Consider the following 13,211-nt stretch of genomic DNA (forward strand, 5'->3'; position numbering starts at 1 on the left):
GTATTAGGCACGCCGCCAGCGTTCATCCTGAGCCAGGATCAAACTCTCCAATAAAGTTAGTTTGTCTAGCATCTAAAATAAAAATTGACGTTTCACGTTGTTTGTTTCGTTCAGTTTTCAAAGAACTACTTGGTCGCTCATTTGCGACTCCCTTATGTTAACATCTTCGTTTTTCGATGTCAACTAAGTTTTTCAATTTCTTTTTTGTCGTTTTCTGCGTTTCCGCATCAGCGACGGTTATTAATATATCATGCAGAAAAATGAAATGCAACACCTTTTATAAACTTTTTTTAAATTAACTACATTTCTTTTTTAATATCATATACTTAAACGAAATATCTCTTTCATTTCTAAGAAATTGCTACATATATTCTATATAAAGTCACTCTATCCAAAAACGTTTCTTTCTATAATAAACGTTTTATTTATATACGATACCATACCATACAAGGAGGAATATATATGGACTATACCGATTTATTAATCAAACTAGGTCTCTCGGCTATTTTAGGGTTCGCCATCGGTTTAGAGCGCGAATTAAAACGTAAACCACTTGGTTTAAAAACGTGCTTAGTTATTTCTATCATTAGTTGCCTCCTGACGATTGTTTCTATTAAAGCAGCTTACAATTTACCACATACTGATCATATGAATATGGACCCACTTCGACTTGCCGCTCAAATTGTATCAGGGATTGGTTTTTTAGGTGCCGGTGTTATTTTACGTAGAGGAAACGATAGTATTGCCGGATTAACAACTGCTGCTATGATTTGGGGCGCATCTGGTATTGGTATTGCTGTTGGAGCTGGGTTCTATATCGAAGCGATTTTTGGAATGTGTTTCCTTATGATTAGCGTTGAACTTATACCATTAACAATGAAATTTGTAGGACCTAGATCATTTCGTCAACGTGATATCGCAGTAAAACTTGTTGTGCGAAATATGGACAATATCCCGGTTGTAATTGAAGAAATAAAAGAAATGGATATAAAAGTAAAGAATATGAAGCTTAAAACATTGGAGAATGGCTCGCACTATTTGCATCTTAAATTATGTATCGATCAAAAAAGACATACTGCTGATGTTTACTATGCTCTCCAGCATCTCGAAAGTGTTCAACAAACTGAAGTGGAAAGTATGTAACGTAAAACAAACTCTCTTTTAAATTAGAGAGTTTTTCTTTTTTCTATAATGGCAACAATGAATGTAGTCCTGCAAAGTAAGGAGGAATAGGCAATTGAAATCCCGTCCGAATTTAGTAGATACATTTCGTGATTCCATTATTTTTCGTTTAATTTGCTTTATTGTTATACTTACTGCTTTTTCTGGCTTTCTTATACATAGATTAGAACCATCACACTTTACCACATGGTTTGATGGAATTTGGTGGTCAATCGTTACAATTTTCACTGTTGGCTATGGTGACTTTGCCCCTCATACACTAATCGGGAAACTTATCGGTATGAGTATTATTTTATTAGGAACTGGATTTTGTTCTTATTATATGGTGCTGTTTGCTACTGAAATGATTAATAAACAATATATGAAAATTAAAGGAGAAGAAGCTGCGACTTCTAACGGTCATATGATTATTGTCGGCTGGAATGAACGAGCAAAACATGTTGTAAAACAAATGCACGTATTACAACCAAACCTTGATATCGTTTTAATTGATGAAACACTTTCTTTACTGCCAAAACCATTTCATCATTTAGAATTTATAAAGGGGTGTCCCCATCACGACCAAACGTTATTAAAAGCTAATATTACAACGGCACACACCATATTAATAACAGCCGATAAAGAAAAAAATGAAAGCTTAGCGGATACACAGTCCATTTTAAATATTTTAACTGCAAAAGGGCTCAACCCAAACATTCACTGCATCGCTGAACTCCTTACTTCTGAACAAATACAAAATGCAACGAGAGCTGGCGTGTCAGAAATTATAGAAGGAAATAAATTAACGAGCTATGTATTTACCGCTTCTCTTTTATTCCCTTCCATTTCAGGTGTACTATTTTCACTTTACGACGAAATCTCTGATAATAAATTACAACTGATGGAGCTTCCCATGTCCTGCACCGGACAAACTTTTGCCAATTGTAGCTATACTCTTTTAAAACAAAATATTCTCTTACTAGGTATAAAGCGCGACGAACAATATATGATTAATCCAGTTCATTCCTTTGTTCTCATTGAAAGCGACATACTCATTGTTATTCACCATTAGTAAAATGACGCTCTAATTCTTGCATGAGCACTTTCCCAATATTGATATATTTTCTTTTTACATCTCCATCTGGATCTTTCGGCTCAGCAAATTGATCCAATCCACTCGTGCCGGCTGTTAACGTATTTACATGATCATCTAGTTCGTCTTGATATACGTGCGAAAGAATATACGGCGTTTCAAGACGAACTATTACACCTGGCACATCTAATTCACCATTCACCGCTGTAAATGGCACTCGCAGAAATTGATAGCCATCTTCTTCATCAATTTTATAATCAAAGCATCCTTTATCATAATCCCAATTGCCACCAATGCTATATCCGAGTGGCTTCATTATTTCTTCTAACTTATATAACGCATATGTACATCCTTCTAAATTTGAATGAATCGGAATCAAGTCCATCCCTCCTAGACTTTTTCTTTAGCATACCCACTCTAGTTTGAATATACTGATGGACTTTTCGATGAAATAATAAAAAGCGGCCGGATCCGGCCGCTTTTTATTATTTTAAACGCTCTTCTAATTCTGCTTTTAATTCTTCAAATCCTGGTTTACCAAGTAAAGCAAACATGTTTTTCTTGTATGCTTCTACTCCTGGTTGGTCAAATGGATTTACGCCTAATAAGTAGCCGCTCATCGCACATGCTTTTTCGAAGAAGTATACAAGGTAACCGAATGTGTACTCATTTAATTCAGGAATATTTACGATTAAGTTTGGTACTCCGCCATCGCTATGTGCAAGTAATGTACCTTCGTATGCTTTCGTGTTTACGAAGTCTACAGTTTCACCAGCAAGGTAATTTAATCCATCTAAATCGTTTTCTTCTGATTCGATTGTTAGTTCATGTGTAGGTTTACCTACTTTTAGAACTGTTTCAAATAAGTCACGACGACCTTCTTGAACGTATTGACCTAATGAATGTAAGTCAGTTGAGAAGTTTGCTGAAGATGGGAAAATACCTTTTTGATCTTTTCCTTCACTTTCACCAAATAACTGTTTCCACCACTCAGCGAAGTATTGAAGTGCTGGCTCATAGTTAACAAGCATTTCAATTGTTTTTCCTTTATTGTATAGAGCGTTACGAACTACTGCGTATTGGTAAGCTGGGTTTTCTTCTAGTTCTGATGTACCGAAGTCCTCACGACCAGCAGCTGCACCTTTCATCATCTCTTCAATATTTAAGCCACTCACTGCGATTGGCAATAAACCAACTGGCGTTAATACAGAGAAACGTCCTCCAACATCATCTGGAATAACGAATGTTTCGTAACCTTCATTATCAGCTAATGTTTTTAATGCACCACGCGCTTTATCTGTAGTTGCATAAATACGTTTGCGAGCTTCTTCTTTTCCATACTTTTCTTCTAATAACTTACGGAAAATACGGAATGCTAGTGCTGGCTCTGTTGTTGTACCTGATTTGGAAATAACGTTAATAGAGAAGTCTTTACCTTCTAGTACATCCATTAAATCTTTCATGTAAGTGGAGCTAATGTTTTGTCCAACAAATAGCACTTGTGGAGTTTTACGTTGTTCTTTAGAAAGTGTGTTGTAGAAAGAATGGTTTAACATTTCAATTGCTGCACGTGCTCCTAGGTAAGAACCACCGATACCTACAACAAGTAAAATGTCAGAGTCATTTTTAATTTTTTCTGCGCATTTTTGAATGCGAGCAAATTCTTCTTTGTCATATTGAAGCGGAAGGTCTACCCACCCAAGGAAATCGTTCCCAGCTCCAGTTTTTTCGTGGATTGCGTGATGTGTTACTTTCACTGCATCACGTAAATAAGTGATTTCATGTTCACCGATGAAGGATAACGCTTTAGAATAGTCGAACGTTACATGTGTACTCATCTTTTTCCCTCCAATTATGGATATGTATTTCTGTATTCACTTTAGCGAAACTGAAGTTGTAAATCAAGCGATTCACCCCTTGTAAACGTAACCAATATATATTTTTTAAAAAAAGTTCATTTTTTGCATAAAAATTCGCATTTTTCGGTATAGATGTATATACATCCTGTTTCGAACATTTTTTATGTATAAAAACAACATAACTACCCCATTCTATAAAAGAGTTAATTAACTCATCACTTGCTCATGCTTCACAATTAAGGGGGGCTTTTTCATGAGTACTTTGCAACGTATCGCATTAGTCTTTACTGTAATTGGCGCTGTAAACTGGGGATTAATTGGGTTCTTCCAGTTTGACTTAGTGGCAGCCATTTTCGGTGGACAAAACTCAGCTCTTGCACGTATTATTTACGGCATCGTCGGTATTTCTGGGCTTATCAATCTTGGTTTACTCTTTAAACCATCAGAAAATCTTGGTACTCACCCAGAAACGAACGAAATTCGCTAGTCAGTATGTCTTTACTTCACCTTCGACATACGAATATGATTGCATGCAATCATATTTGCAAATATATATCATAAGAAAAAGTAAAAGAGGAACGCTCATATGCGCTCCTCTTTTACTTTGTTAACTCAGACTCTTCAATCCATTCTGTTAGCTTTTCTCGCAGCGTATTAAATCCGTCCTTAGATGGATTCGGTATAAGAATCCGTCCTTGTTTTCTTTTCGCCGCTTTTAACGATAAACTCATTTTTCTGTGTTCTTCATCAATTGAAAGTACTTTTACTTCTACTGTATCGCCGACTTTTAAAAAGTCATGAATATCCTTTACATATCCATTTGTAATTTCAGATATATGCACAAGTCCTTGTGTTTCTGCATCTAACGCTACAAATGCACCGTAATCTTGAATCCCAGTCACTTTCCCTGTTACAACCACTCCTGTTGTATATTGTTCTGACATATGAAACACTCCCATACGTTTACCATTTTCTCTACAATTGTAGATAGCAAAGCAGATGATTTATTGTTAAATATCCGATTAGTTAATACGTACCGTAAGTAAAGCAACTCAGGATACGCATACCTTATATTAGTAAATTATACCACTATGACAGAGCTCATTCAAAATTCATGAAAAAATTTCCTTAAGTAAGTATAATTCTCCAATATTAGGATAGAATACTAACACATGGCTTTCTAGTATTCCCCCCCTTTTATGGACAAAACGTATTGTGTTTTGTCCTTTTTTTATTCTCTATAAACCGTTCCATTCTCTTCATTGCTTCCATAAGCTGTTCAAGCGATGTTGCATACGAACAACGAATAAACCCTTCGCCACTTTCGCCAAATACACTTCCAGGTACAACAGCCACTTTTTCTTCTAATAATAACTGTTCTGCAAATTCCGCTGAAGATAGTCCAGTTGAAGAGATTGAAGGAAAGACATAAAATGCTCCGCCCGGCACGTGACACGTTAATCCCATTTCATTGAAAGATGTCGTCATAAAATTACGGCGTTTCTTATAACTATCTCTCATCCGAATTACTTCATCATTCCCCGCACGTAACGCTTCAAGTGCTGCGAACTGAGACATCGTTGGGGCACACATCATAGAATATTGGTGAATTTTGAGCATTAATTCTGAAAAATGAACAGGAGCTGCAATCATACCAAGACGCCATCCTGTCATTGCAAATCCTTTTGAAAATCCCGAAATTAAAATCGTATGCTCGCGCATATTTTTAATACTCGCGAAACTTGTATATGCTTCGTCGTATACAAGTTCTGCATAAATTTCATCAGATAATACGATTAAATTGTACTTCTCAACAATCACTGCTATTTCTTCAAGCTCGGACTTGTTTAACATTGCACCTGTTGGGTTATTTGGTGAACAAAGTAAAATTGCCTTTGTCTTCGCTGTAATAGCTGCCTCAATTTGTTCTGGTTGTACTTTAAATTCATTTTCTAAAGTAGTCGCCACAGGAACTGGAACGCCTCCAGCTAATGTCACAAGCGGGGCATAAGAAACGAAACTTGGCTCAATAATGAGTACTTCATCATCAGGATTTATAATGGCGCGCATCGCTACATCTAACGCCTGACTTGCTCCAACTGTAACAATGATTTCATCGTTTGGATCATAAGAAACTGCAAATTGTTTTTTTAGATACTTTGCTATTTCTTGACGGAGCTCCAATAATCCTGCATTTGCTGTATATGACGTATATCCTTGTTCTAAAGAACGGATACATGCTTGCCTCACATTCCAAGGTGTAACGAAATCAGGCTCTCCTACTCCAAGCGAAATAACACCTTTCATATTTGCTGCTAAATCGAAAAACTTTCGAATACCAGATGGTTGTAAAGATTCCGCTGCTCTAGATAGTTCAAATTGCTTCATGGTGTCACCACAATTCGCTTATCATCATCGTTTTTTTCATAAATAATTCCCTCATGTTTATACTTCTTCAAAATAAAATGCGTTGTCGTAGAAACGACAGATTCAATTGTTGCTAATTTCTCAGAAACAAACATTGCCACTTCTCCCATTGTCTTTCCTTCTAATGTAATAGAAAGGTCATATGTCCCTGACATTAAATACACAGATTTCACTTCTGAATAACGATAAATTTGCTCAGCAACCGCATCGAACCCAACGCCGTGCTTTGGCGTAACTTTCACATCAATCATTGCCGTTAAACCTGTATGTTCTTTCACCTTCGTCCAATCGATATGTGTTACATAATCCACGATAATCTTTTCCGCTTCTAATTTTTCAATCATTTTCTTTACTTCTTCTACTTCTATATTTAACAGCTTCGCTAATGTATCTACAGTTAATCGACTACTTTTTTCAAGACAAGCTAATAATTCTAATTCTTTTTCTGTCACCATATAAATCATCCTTCCTTTTCGTTTGTGTCTAAATTATACAAATAGCCTTTCCAGTTTGAAAAGAAGATTTTTTTAGTGAATTATGTCAAAATAAAGTGAAACTTTAATCAGCAGAATGCTTCACCCCGCTGATTATTAGCCCGCACCAATCGGGCTTTTACGAGCAGTTGATCTCCCACCTCACTTCTTTGTCTCAACCGTCTTTTTAGGTGGGAGCCTTACTGCTCGTTAAAGCGGGGTAAAGTGAAACTTTAATCAGCGGATAAATGCGTGATAAAACGAAAGGGGATGGAATCGTGAAACCAAAAGTTTATATTGCTGAACCAGTTCCAACATTTGTAGAAAACTATTTATCAGAACACTGTGATTATGAAAAATGGGAGCAAAATGAGAAGGTACCTCGTGATGTTCTACTAGAGAAAATACAAGATAAAGATGGTTTATTAAATTTCGGATCTGCTATTAATGAAGAATTATTGGAGGCGGCTCCTAACTTAAAAGTAGTAAGCAACATTTCTGTCGGTTACGATAATTTTGATTTACAAGCGATGAAAAAGCGCAATGTCATCGGAACAAATACACCTTACGTACTAGATGATACAGTAGCTGACCTCGTTTTTGCTCTTATGTTATCTGCTGGTCGTCGTGTTTGTGAACTCGACTCCTACGTAAAAAATGGTAAATGGAATGCGGAAATTGGAAAAGAGCACTTTGGGCTAGATGTACACCATAGTACAATCGGCATTATCGGTATGGGCCGAATTGGTGAAGCTGTTGCAAAACGAGCGAAATTCGGATTTGATATGGATGTTCTTTATTATAACCGTCGCCGAAAAGAAGAAGCTGAACAAAAATTCGATGCTACATATTGTGATTTACAGACGCTTCTAAAGCAGTCTGACTTTATCGTTCTTCTTACTCCATTAACAGATGAAACGTACCATCTTATCGGAGAAAAGGAATTTTCATTCATGAAAGAAACGGCTATCTTCATTAATGCTTCTCGCGGGAAAACAGTAGATGAAGAAGCGTTAATTCATGCGTTAACAGAAAAGAAAATCTTTGCAGCAGGCATCGATACTTTTACACAAGAGCCGATTCAAAAAGACAATCCGCTCTTATCCTTACAAAATGTTGTGACCTTACCACATATCGGATCTGCAACATTAAAAACTAGGCAACAAATGGCTATGACCTCCGCTGAAAATTTAGTTGCAGCGTTACAAGGAAAAACACCGCCTAATATTGTTCGCGGGTAATACTGAATATACGAAAGGCAAGATGACATCGTCATCTTGCCTTTTTTTGTTAACATATTTTTTTCTGCCTTGGAAATGATATGAACAAAAATCAATGGAGTGACAAAAAATGAATCACGAATCTACTTGTCCTTATTTCACTTTTTCCACTCGCGGCACTACTGTTCATTACGAATTGTATGAACATGAAAATAAAACAGAACGTCCTACTTTCGTACTCGTTCACGGCTTTTTATCTTCCTCATTCAGCTACCGCCGTCTAATTCCTTTATTATCGAAAGAAGGAACAGTCATTGCTCTTGATTTACCACCGTTCGGGAAGAGTGATAAGTCTCATCTATTTAAGTATTCTTATCATAATTTAGCAACGATTATAATCGATTTAATTGAACACTTATCTCTCTCAAACATTGTGTTAGTTGGACATTCTATGGGCGGCCAAATTTCACTTTACGTAAACCGTATACGTCCTGAATTAATTTCAAAAACAATTTTACTATGTAGCTCTAGCTATTTAGCACGCGCAACTTTACCTTTACTGTACTCTTCTTATTTACCGTTCTTTCATTTATACGTAAAGAATTGGATTATACGGCGCGGCATTGTTCATAACTTAATGAATGTCGTTCATGATCATTCATTAATTGACGATGAAATGAAGGCAGGTTACTCTGCCCCTTTTTATGACAACCGTATATTCCCCGCTTTAACTCGTATGATACGAGATCGTGAAGGTGACTTATCTTCAACTGAATTACAAAAAATCGAAACACCTACTCTACTCATTTGGGGTGAAAAAGATCGGGTCGTCCCTGTACATGTAGGTCATCGTCTGCACAAAGATTTACCGAATTCGAAATTTATTTCTTACGAAAATACAGGGCATTTACTACCTGAAGAAAAACCGGAACATGTTTATGAAGAAATTATCGCTTTTTCTGCGCAATAATATCAAAGAGGCTGTCGGAAATTCCGACAGCCTACAATGAACAACTTCCGCCTTCTTTTATTACAAGTAATTCCACAGCTAACTTCTCACATTTTTCAAGCGCAGGTACTTCCTCAAAAGACATAAAGTATATATGTTGAATCTTCTTTGCGATGTATTTCGGATCATCAAACACACTTGCGACGTTCACAACATCGCTCGCTTCTGTTTCATAAAACTCCGGTCCCATTTGAAACGGATCCCAATTCTTCACAACCTCTATCATCTTTTCATATGTACCCATTCGCTTCCCGCCTTTTCACTTTTTAATACTTTTCTTTATCCTATCACATCAGCTATTCTATAAGAAGAGAGAGAACTTTCATAACTTAACGGTTTTACAGAAGAAGGGGGCAAACTTATGCAACTATTTCATAAAACAGTCAATCGACGTGGAACTCATAGTACAAAATGGGATACATATAAAAACGAAGAACTTATCCATGCTTGGATTGCTGATATGGATTTTGAAGTACCACAACCAATTCAAACTGCTTTAAAGCAACGTATCGAGCATCCTATTTTCGGCTATACACTTCCTCCCGAAAATATTGGCGATATTATTTGTAACTGGACAAAAAAACAGTACAACTGGGATATTCAAAAAGAGTGGATTGTCTTTAGCGCCGGAATCGTTCCAGCTCTTAGTACGAGCATACAAGCCTTCACAAAGGAAAATGAATCCGTTCTCGTACAACCACCTATTTATCCCCCATTTTTCGAAATGGTCACAACAAACAATAGACAATTATGCGTAAGTCCATTACAGAAACAAAATGATACATATGCGATTGACTTTGAGCATTTAGAAAAGCAATTTCAACAAGGCATTAAACTCATGCTTCTTTGCAGTCCTCACAATCCGATAGGGCGTGTTTGGACGAAAGAGGAACTAACAAAGCTTGGATCTTTATGTACCAAATATAATGTAATCGTTGTCGCAGATGAAATTCATTCCGATATTATTTACGCAGATCATACACATACACCGTTCGCTTCTTTATCCGAAGAATTAGCCGCGCGCACGATTACTTGTATGGCTCCGAGTAAAACATTTAATATCGCGGGATTACAAGCATCGATTATTATCATTCCGAATGAAAAACTCCGTCAAGCCTTTACATCCATCCAATATAGACAAGGCTTCCACGGATTAAATATATTCGCCTATACAGCGATGCAAAGTGCCTATACAGAATGTAACGATTGGCTAAATGAAATTCGATTTTATATAGAAGATAACGCTAAGTTCGCTTGTGAATATATGAAAGATCACATACCTACTCTTTCCGTAACGAAGCCAGAAGGTAGCTTTTTATTATGGATTGATTGTTCTGCCCTAAACCTTTCTCAAGACGAGCGCACTAAATTGCTTGAGGAAAAAGGGAAAATTATCGTTGAACCTGGTGAGAAATACGGATTAGGCGGCGAAGAACATATTCGAATTAACATCGGCTGTCCAAGATCTGTTTTAGAAGAAATTTTAAACAGGCTGCGCCATACGTTTTCATAATAAGAAAGGAGGCTATTTAGGACAGCCTCCTTTGTCAACTTTTGTCGGTAAGTCGATATATTTTAAAAATCGCCGATATATTTTGAGTTACGGTCGATATATTCCAATAATCGCCGATATATTTTAAGTTACAGTCGATATATTCCAATAATCGCTGATATATTTTCACTTACACTACACAAAAAAGCTACCGCGCACGGTAGCTTTTACTTTTTCTTCATATCCGACGCTTTTTTTACAATAACACCACAAGCAATTCGATCACCTGATTTACCTGTCGGTTGTGTCATACCATCATCAGCATTTTCTGTAATAATAATAGACGCTCCATCTTTTCTATGAATCGTTGTTTTTCCTTCCTCGAGAGTTATATGCGGTGCATCGATTTCTGCTTTAATTTTCCCAGAACCGTCTGCAATTACGTTCGGTAAATCACCGTTTTCTGCACCCTTCGGATTAAGTAGTCCATGCTTTTTATCATCTGGATTAAAATGATTTCCAGCTGATTCAAAACGAGGTGCTTTACACTCTCCAATTTCGTGTACATGTAGTCCGTGCGGGCCTGGCGCGAAACCTTCCCCTTTAATCGTAATTTTCACTCCGCTTGTTTGCTGAGTTACTTTCGCAGTCCCCACTTCATCACCTGAAGCATTATGTAATTTCACGTCAATTTCTTTCGGCTTTCCTTGGTCACAACCTGCCATCAGAAATAGTAAACAACAACTGAAAAAAAGCCGTTTTTTCATTTCATTCCCTCCAAAATACATTCTGCCCTTAGATTGTCCGAGCATAGAGGGAAACATACAAAAATGAGTTACTGTTTCTTTTCAGCTAACAGCTTTTCTTCAACTTTCTGTAATCGCTCTGCTTCTCGTTTTGATACACGAACGAACATACGCCACGTAGCAATCGCACCGATGATAAATAGAACACAAACAATCCCCGGAATAATATATTCTGTTTTATCTTCTGGAAAATATAATGGCATCATATAGATCACTCCTTATTATAGGATTTGCGAAACATCAGAATTTTCTGTTATATTAACTTAAATTATAGTGGAACCTATCCACATTCTCAAGGGGGGGCATTCCGAAAGCGAATGATTTCTTTGACTCCTTCTCCTACTTTCCTTACTATAAACTTGAGGTGAAAAATATGAGAGAAACATTTGAAATTGGCGAAATCGTTACCGGTATTTATAAAACAGGAAAATACATTGGCGAAGTTACAAATAGCCGCCCTGGCAGTTACGTCGTAAAAGTATTAGCTGTCTTAAAACATCCAGTGCAAGGTGACTTACATAACGTAAAACAAGCTGACGTACCATTTTTCCACGAAAGACGTGCTTTAGCTTTTCGTGAACAGACGAACATTCCAGAGCAAATGGTGAAGAAATATGAAGGAGAAATTCCAGATTATACAGATTCACTCAAATTAGCATTAGAAACTCAAATGAATTCATTTTCTGAAGATGATTCACCTTTTGCAGTTCGTAGTCTAGAAACATTAGAACAATTAAAAAAAGACTATAAACTTTAAAAAAACAAAACGACCAAATTACATACTGTGCAATTTGGTCGTTACTGTGTACTCACTTTCTTTAACACTTTTGAAAAATCAACGAGTTCCCCTAATGTTGGCGGTGCTGGTTTCACTAAATACTCTTTATCTTTTTCTACTAACTTAAAAATATTATACGTCGTCATCGCATCATCTAGCGCACAATGATGCTTACCCGTCCCTACTTTTCCATACGCCTCAATTGCTTTCCACAGTCCTGTTTGATTTCTCTCACCAAAAAACTTCTTATACTCAAGTGATAAATCACGGCACTGTCCTAGGAACGGAAAATCTACTCCCGCTTTTTCACAATTATGCTTCAACACTTTCATATCCATATTTCCCCACGTAACAATGGTCGGTTTACATCTCTTTTCATATTCTGCAAGTTTTTCAACGAGTTCTGGAAACGAAATTCCTTTATCTACGACTTCTTGTTTAATCCCTAAAAACTTCTTACATCGATCCGTTAAAGATGGAAAAGTTTTCGGCCTAACATGAGCTGAATACGTATCTTCTACCTTACAGCCAACAACCGAAACGAGTCCTACCTCAATAATCTCCGGGAAAAATCCTTTTGGTTTTTTTCTGTGCTGGGGCATCGTAAACTCAAAATCCAAAAATAAAAATTGTTGTTCATTCATACGATCCCTTCCTTATCATCTTTGTCATTCCTTTCTATTTGACACTCCTACACGAACAAGCTCGAATGCTAATTCCATTTTAAATATTCAGATTGGATGTATCTTATATATATGTCAAATGCCCGCAAATATTTTTAAAAATAAGAAAAAGTAACCTTTGCAGAAAATATAACAAAATAAGCCCTTTCATTTACATCCGACATTTTTCTACTTTATAATGACGTTATGTGTGTTTCATCTAGTTAATTT

Annotated in this window: 16 protein-coding genes; 7 read left to right on the forward strand and 9 right to left on the reverse strand. The window is 36.6% G+C overall.

Annotated elements, in window-relative coordinates:
* Positions 1-462 precede the first annotated feature (462 nt).
* Positions 463-1,143, forward strand: coding sequence for an MgtC/SapB family protein (locus MR147_RS22115; protein WP_000386681.1), 681 nt, complete (start codon positions 463-465; stop codon positions 1,141-1,143).
* A 94-nt stretch (positions 1,144-1,237) separates the two neighbouring features.
* A complete protein-coding gene (locus tag MR147_RS22120; protein ID WP_000842328.1) occupies positions 1,238-2,233 on the forward strand; it encodes a potassium channel family protein in 996 nt (331 codons plus the stop codon).
* On the opposite strand, the gene MR147_RS22125 is transcribed toward MR147_RS22120, so the two are convergent.
* Together MR147_RS22125 and MR147_RS22130 are read right to left on the reverse strand one after the other, a co-directional pair.
* Complete coding sequence (locus MR147_RS22125) at positions 2,220-2,633, reverse strand: YugN-like family protein (RefSeq protein ID WP_139302697.1); 414 nt, start codon at positions 2,631-2,633, stop codon at positions 2,220-2,222. The two genes, MR147_RS22120 and MR147_RS22125, sit on opposite strands and share 14 nt — an antisense overlap.
* 106 nt (positions 2,634-2,739) lie before the next feature.
* Entirely contained in the window at positions 2,740-4,092 is a 1,353-nt protein-coding gene (locus tag MR147_RS22130) for a glucose-6-phosphate isomerase (RefSeq protein WP_000103660.1), read from the reverse strand.
* Positions 4,093-4,366: 274 nt separating this feature from the next.
* Between MR147_RS22130 and MR147_RS22135 the strand changes: the two genes are divergently transcribed.
* Positions 4,367-4,600, forward strand: a complete 234-nt coding sequence (locus MR147_RS22135; protein WP_000105788.1) for a DUF378 domain-containing protein — start codon at positions 4,367-4,369, stop codon at positions 4,598-4,600.
* A gap of 112 nt (positions 4,601-4,712) precedes the next feature.
* Here the strand turns inward: MR147_RS22135 and yugI are convergent, their stop codons facing one another.
* The 3 genes from yugI to MR147_RS22150 all read right to left on the reverse strand — a co-directional run bounded on the left by yugI (position 4,713) and on the right by MR147_RS22150 (position 6,995).
* Positions 4,713-5,057: a S1 domain-containing post-transcriptional regulator GSP13 gene (gene yugI, locus MR147_RS22140; protein WP_000003767.1), complete on the reverse strand. Its 345-nt coding sequence runs from the start codon at positions 5,055-5,057 to the stop codon at positions 4,713-4,715.
* A 253-nt stretch (positions 5,058-5,310) separates the two neighbouring features.
* Complete coding sequence (locus MR147_RS22145) at positions 5,311-6,501, reverse strand: aminotransferase (protein WP_000808515.1); 1,191 nt, start codon at positions 6,499-6,501, stop codon at positions 5,311-5,313.
* Positions 6,498-6,995 carry an Lrp/AsnC family transcriptional regulator gene (locus MR147_RS22150; RefSeq protein WP_074606370.1) on the reverse strand — a complete coding sequence of 166 codons (498 nt, stop codon included), beginning with the start codon at positions 6,993-6,995 and terminating at the stop codon, positions 6,498-6,500. The genes MR147_RS22145 and MR147_RS22150 overlap by 4 nt, the downstream gene beginning before the upstream one ends.
* A 266-nt stretch (positions 6,996-7,261) precedes the next feature.
* Here MR147_RS22150 and MR147_RS22155 point away from each other — a divergent pair, with 266 nt between their 5' ends.
* Together MR147_RS22155 and MR147_RS22160 are read left to right on the forward strand one after the other, a co-directional pair.
* Positions 7,262-8,254, forward strand: coding sequence for a 2-hydroxyacid dehydrogenase (locus MR147_RS22155; RefSeq protein ID WP_242304755.1), 993 nt, complete (start codon positions 7,262-7,264; stop codon positions 8,252-8,254).
* Between the two features lie 109 nt (positions 8,255-8,363).
* Positions 8,364-9,203, forward strand: coding sequence for an alpha/beta fold hydrolase (locus tag MR147_RS22160; protein WP_001015187.1), 840 nt, complete (start codon positions 8,364-8,366; stop codon positions 9,201-9,203).
* Positions 9,204-9,234: 31 nt separating this feature from the next.
* Here MR147_RS22160 and MR147_RS22165 read toward each other — a convergent pair whose 3' ends face one another.
* Positions 9,235-9,486 carry a YugE family protein gene (locus tag MR147_RS22165; protein WP_000537632.1) on the reverse strand — a complete coding sequence of 84 codons (252 nt, stop codon included), beginning with the start codon at positions 9,484-9,486 and terminating at the stop codon, positions 9,235-9,237.
* Positions 9,487-9,603: 117 nt separating this feature from the next.
* On the opposite strand from MR147_RS22165, the gene MR147_RS22170 reads away from it, so the two are divergent.
* Entirely contained in the window at positions 9,604-10,755 is a 1,152-nt protein-coding gene (locus tag MR147_RS22170; RefSeq protein ID WP_074606374.1) for a MalY/PatB family protein, read from the forward strand.
* A gap of 206 nt (positions 10,756-10,961) precedes the next feature.
* Here the strand turns inward: MR147_RS22170 and sodC are convergent, their stop codons facing one another.
* The gene (sodC, locus tag MR147_RS22175) at positions 10,962-11,501 is read right to left on the reverse strand and encodes a superoxide dismutase [Cu-Zn] (protein ID WP_000746504.1); all 540 of its coding nucleotides are present in this window, start codon (positions 11,499-11,501) and stop codon (positions 10,962-10,964) included.
* A 68-nt stretch (positions 11,502-11,569) separates the two neighbouring features.
* Entirely contained in the window at positions 11,570-11,746 is a 177-nt protein-coding gene (locus MR147_RS22180; protein ID WP_000982760.1) for a hypothetical protein, read from the reverse strand.
* A gap of 167 nt (positions 11,747-11,913) precedes the next feature.
* Here MR147_RS22180 and kapB point away from each other — a divergent pair, with 167 nt between their 5' ends.
* Positions 11,914-12,297 (forward strand): kinase-associated lipoprotein KapB, encoded by a 384-nt coding sequence (gene kapB, locus MR147_RS22185; protein ID WP_001209341.1) that lies wholly within the window; start codon positions 11,914-11,916, stop codon positions 12,295-12,297.
* A gap of 41 nt (positions 12,298-12,338) precedes the next feature.
* Here kapB and kapD read toward each other — a convergent pair whose 3' ends face one another.
* Complete coding sequence (gene kapD, locus MR147_RS22190) at positions 12,339-12,962, reverse strand: 3'-5' exonuclease KapD (protein WP_061131734.1); 624 nt, start codon at positions 12,960-12,962, stop codon at positions 12,339-12,341.
* Positions 12,963-13,211: the final 249 nt, after the last annotated feature.

The organism is Bacillus cereus group sp. BfR-BA-01350, from assembly GCF_022663775.1.
Lineage (GTDB): Bacteria > Bacillota > Bacilli > Bacillales > Bacillaceae_G > Bacillus_A > Bacillus_A paranthracis.

Coding starts and splice junctions, on each gene's coding strand:
- MR147_RS22115 (WP_000386681.1), top strand. CDS start 463: ATGGACTATACCGATTTATTAATCAAACTAGGTCTCTCGGCTATTTTA.
- MR147_RS22130 (WP_000103660.1), bottom strand. CDS start 4,092: ATGAGTACACATGTAACGTTCGACTATTCTAAAGCGTTATCCTTCATC.
- MR147_RS22135 (WP_000105788.1), top strand. CDS start 4,367: ATGAGTACTTTGCAACGTATCGCATTAGTCTTTACTGTAATTGGCGCT.
- yugI (WP_000003767.1), bottom strand. CDS start 5,057: ATGTCAGAACAATATACAACAGGAGTGGTTGTAACAGGGAAAGTGACT.
- MR147_RS22145 (WP_000808515.1), bottom strand. CDS start 6,501: ATGAAGCAATTTGAACTATCTAGAGCAGCGGAATCTTTACAACCATCT.
- MR147_RS22150 (WP_074606370.1), bottom strand. CDS start 6,995: ATGGTGACAGAAAAAGAATTAGAATTATTAGCTTGTCTTGAAAAAAGT.
- MR147_RS22155 (WP_242304755.1), top strand. CDS start 7,262: ATGCGTGATAAAACGAAAGGGGATGGAATCGTGAAACCAAAAGTTTAT.
- MR147_RS22160 (WP_001015187.1), top strand. CDS start 8,364: ATGAATCACGAATCTACTTGTCCTTATTTCACTTTTTCCACTCGCGGC.
- MR147_RS22165 (WP_000537632.1), bottom strand. CDS start 9,486: ATGGGTACATATGAAAAGATGATAGAGGTTGTGAAGAATTGGGATCCG.
- MR147_RS22170 (WP_074606374.1), top strand. CDS start 9,604: ATGCAACTATTTCATAAAACAGTCAATCGACGTGGAACTCATAGTACA.
- sodC (WP_000746504.1), bottom strand. CDS start 11,501: ATGAAAAAACGGCTTTTTTTCAGTTGTTGTTTACTATTTCTGATGGCA.
- MR147_RS22180 (WP_000982760.1), bottom strand. CDS start 11,746: ATGATGCCATTATATTTTCCAGAAGATAAAACAGAATATATTATTCCG.
- kapB (WP_001209341.1), top strand. CDS start 11,914: ATGAGAGAAACATTTGAAATTGGCGAAATCGTTACCGGTATTTATAAA.
- kapD (WP_061131734.1), bottom strand. CDS start 12,962: ATGAATGAACAACAATTTTTATTTTTGGATTTTGAGTTTACGATGCCC.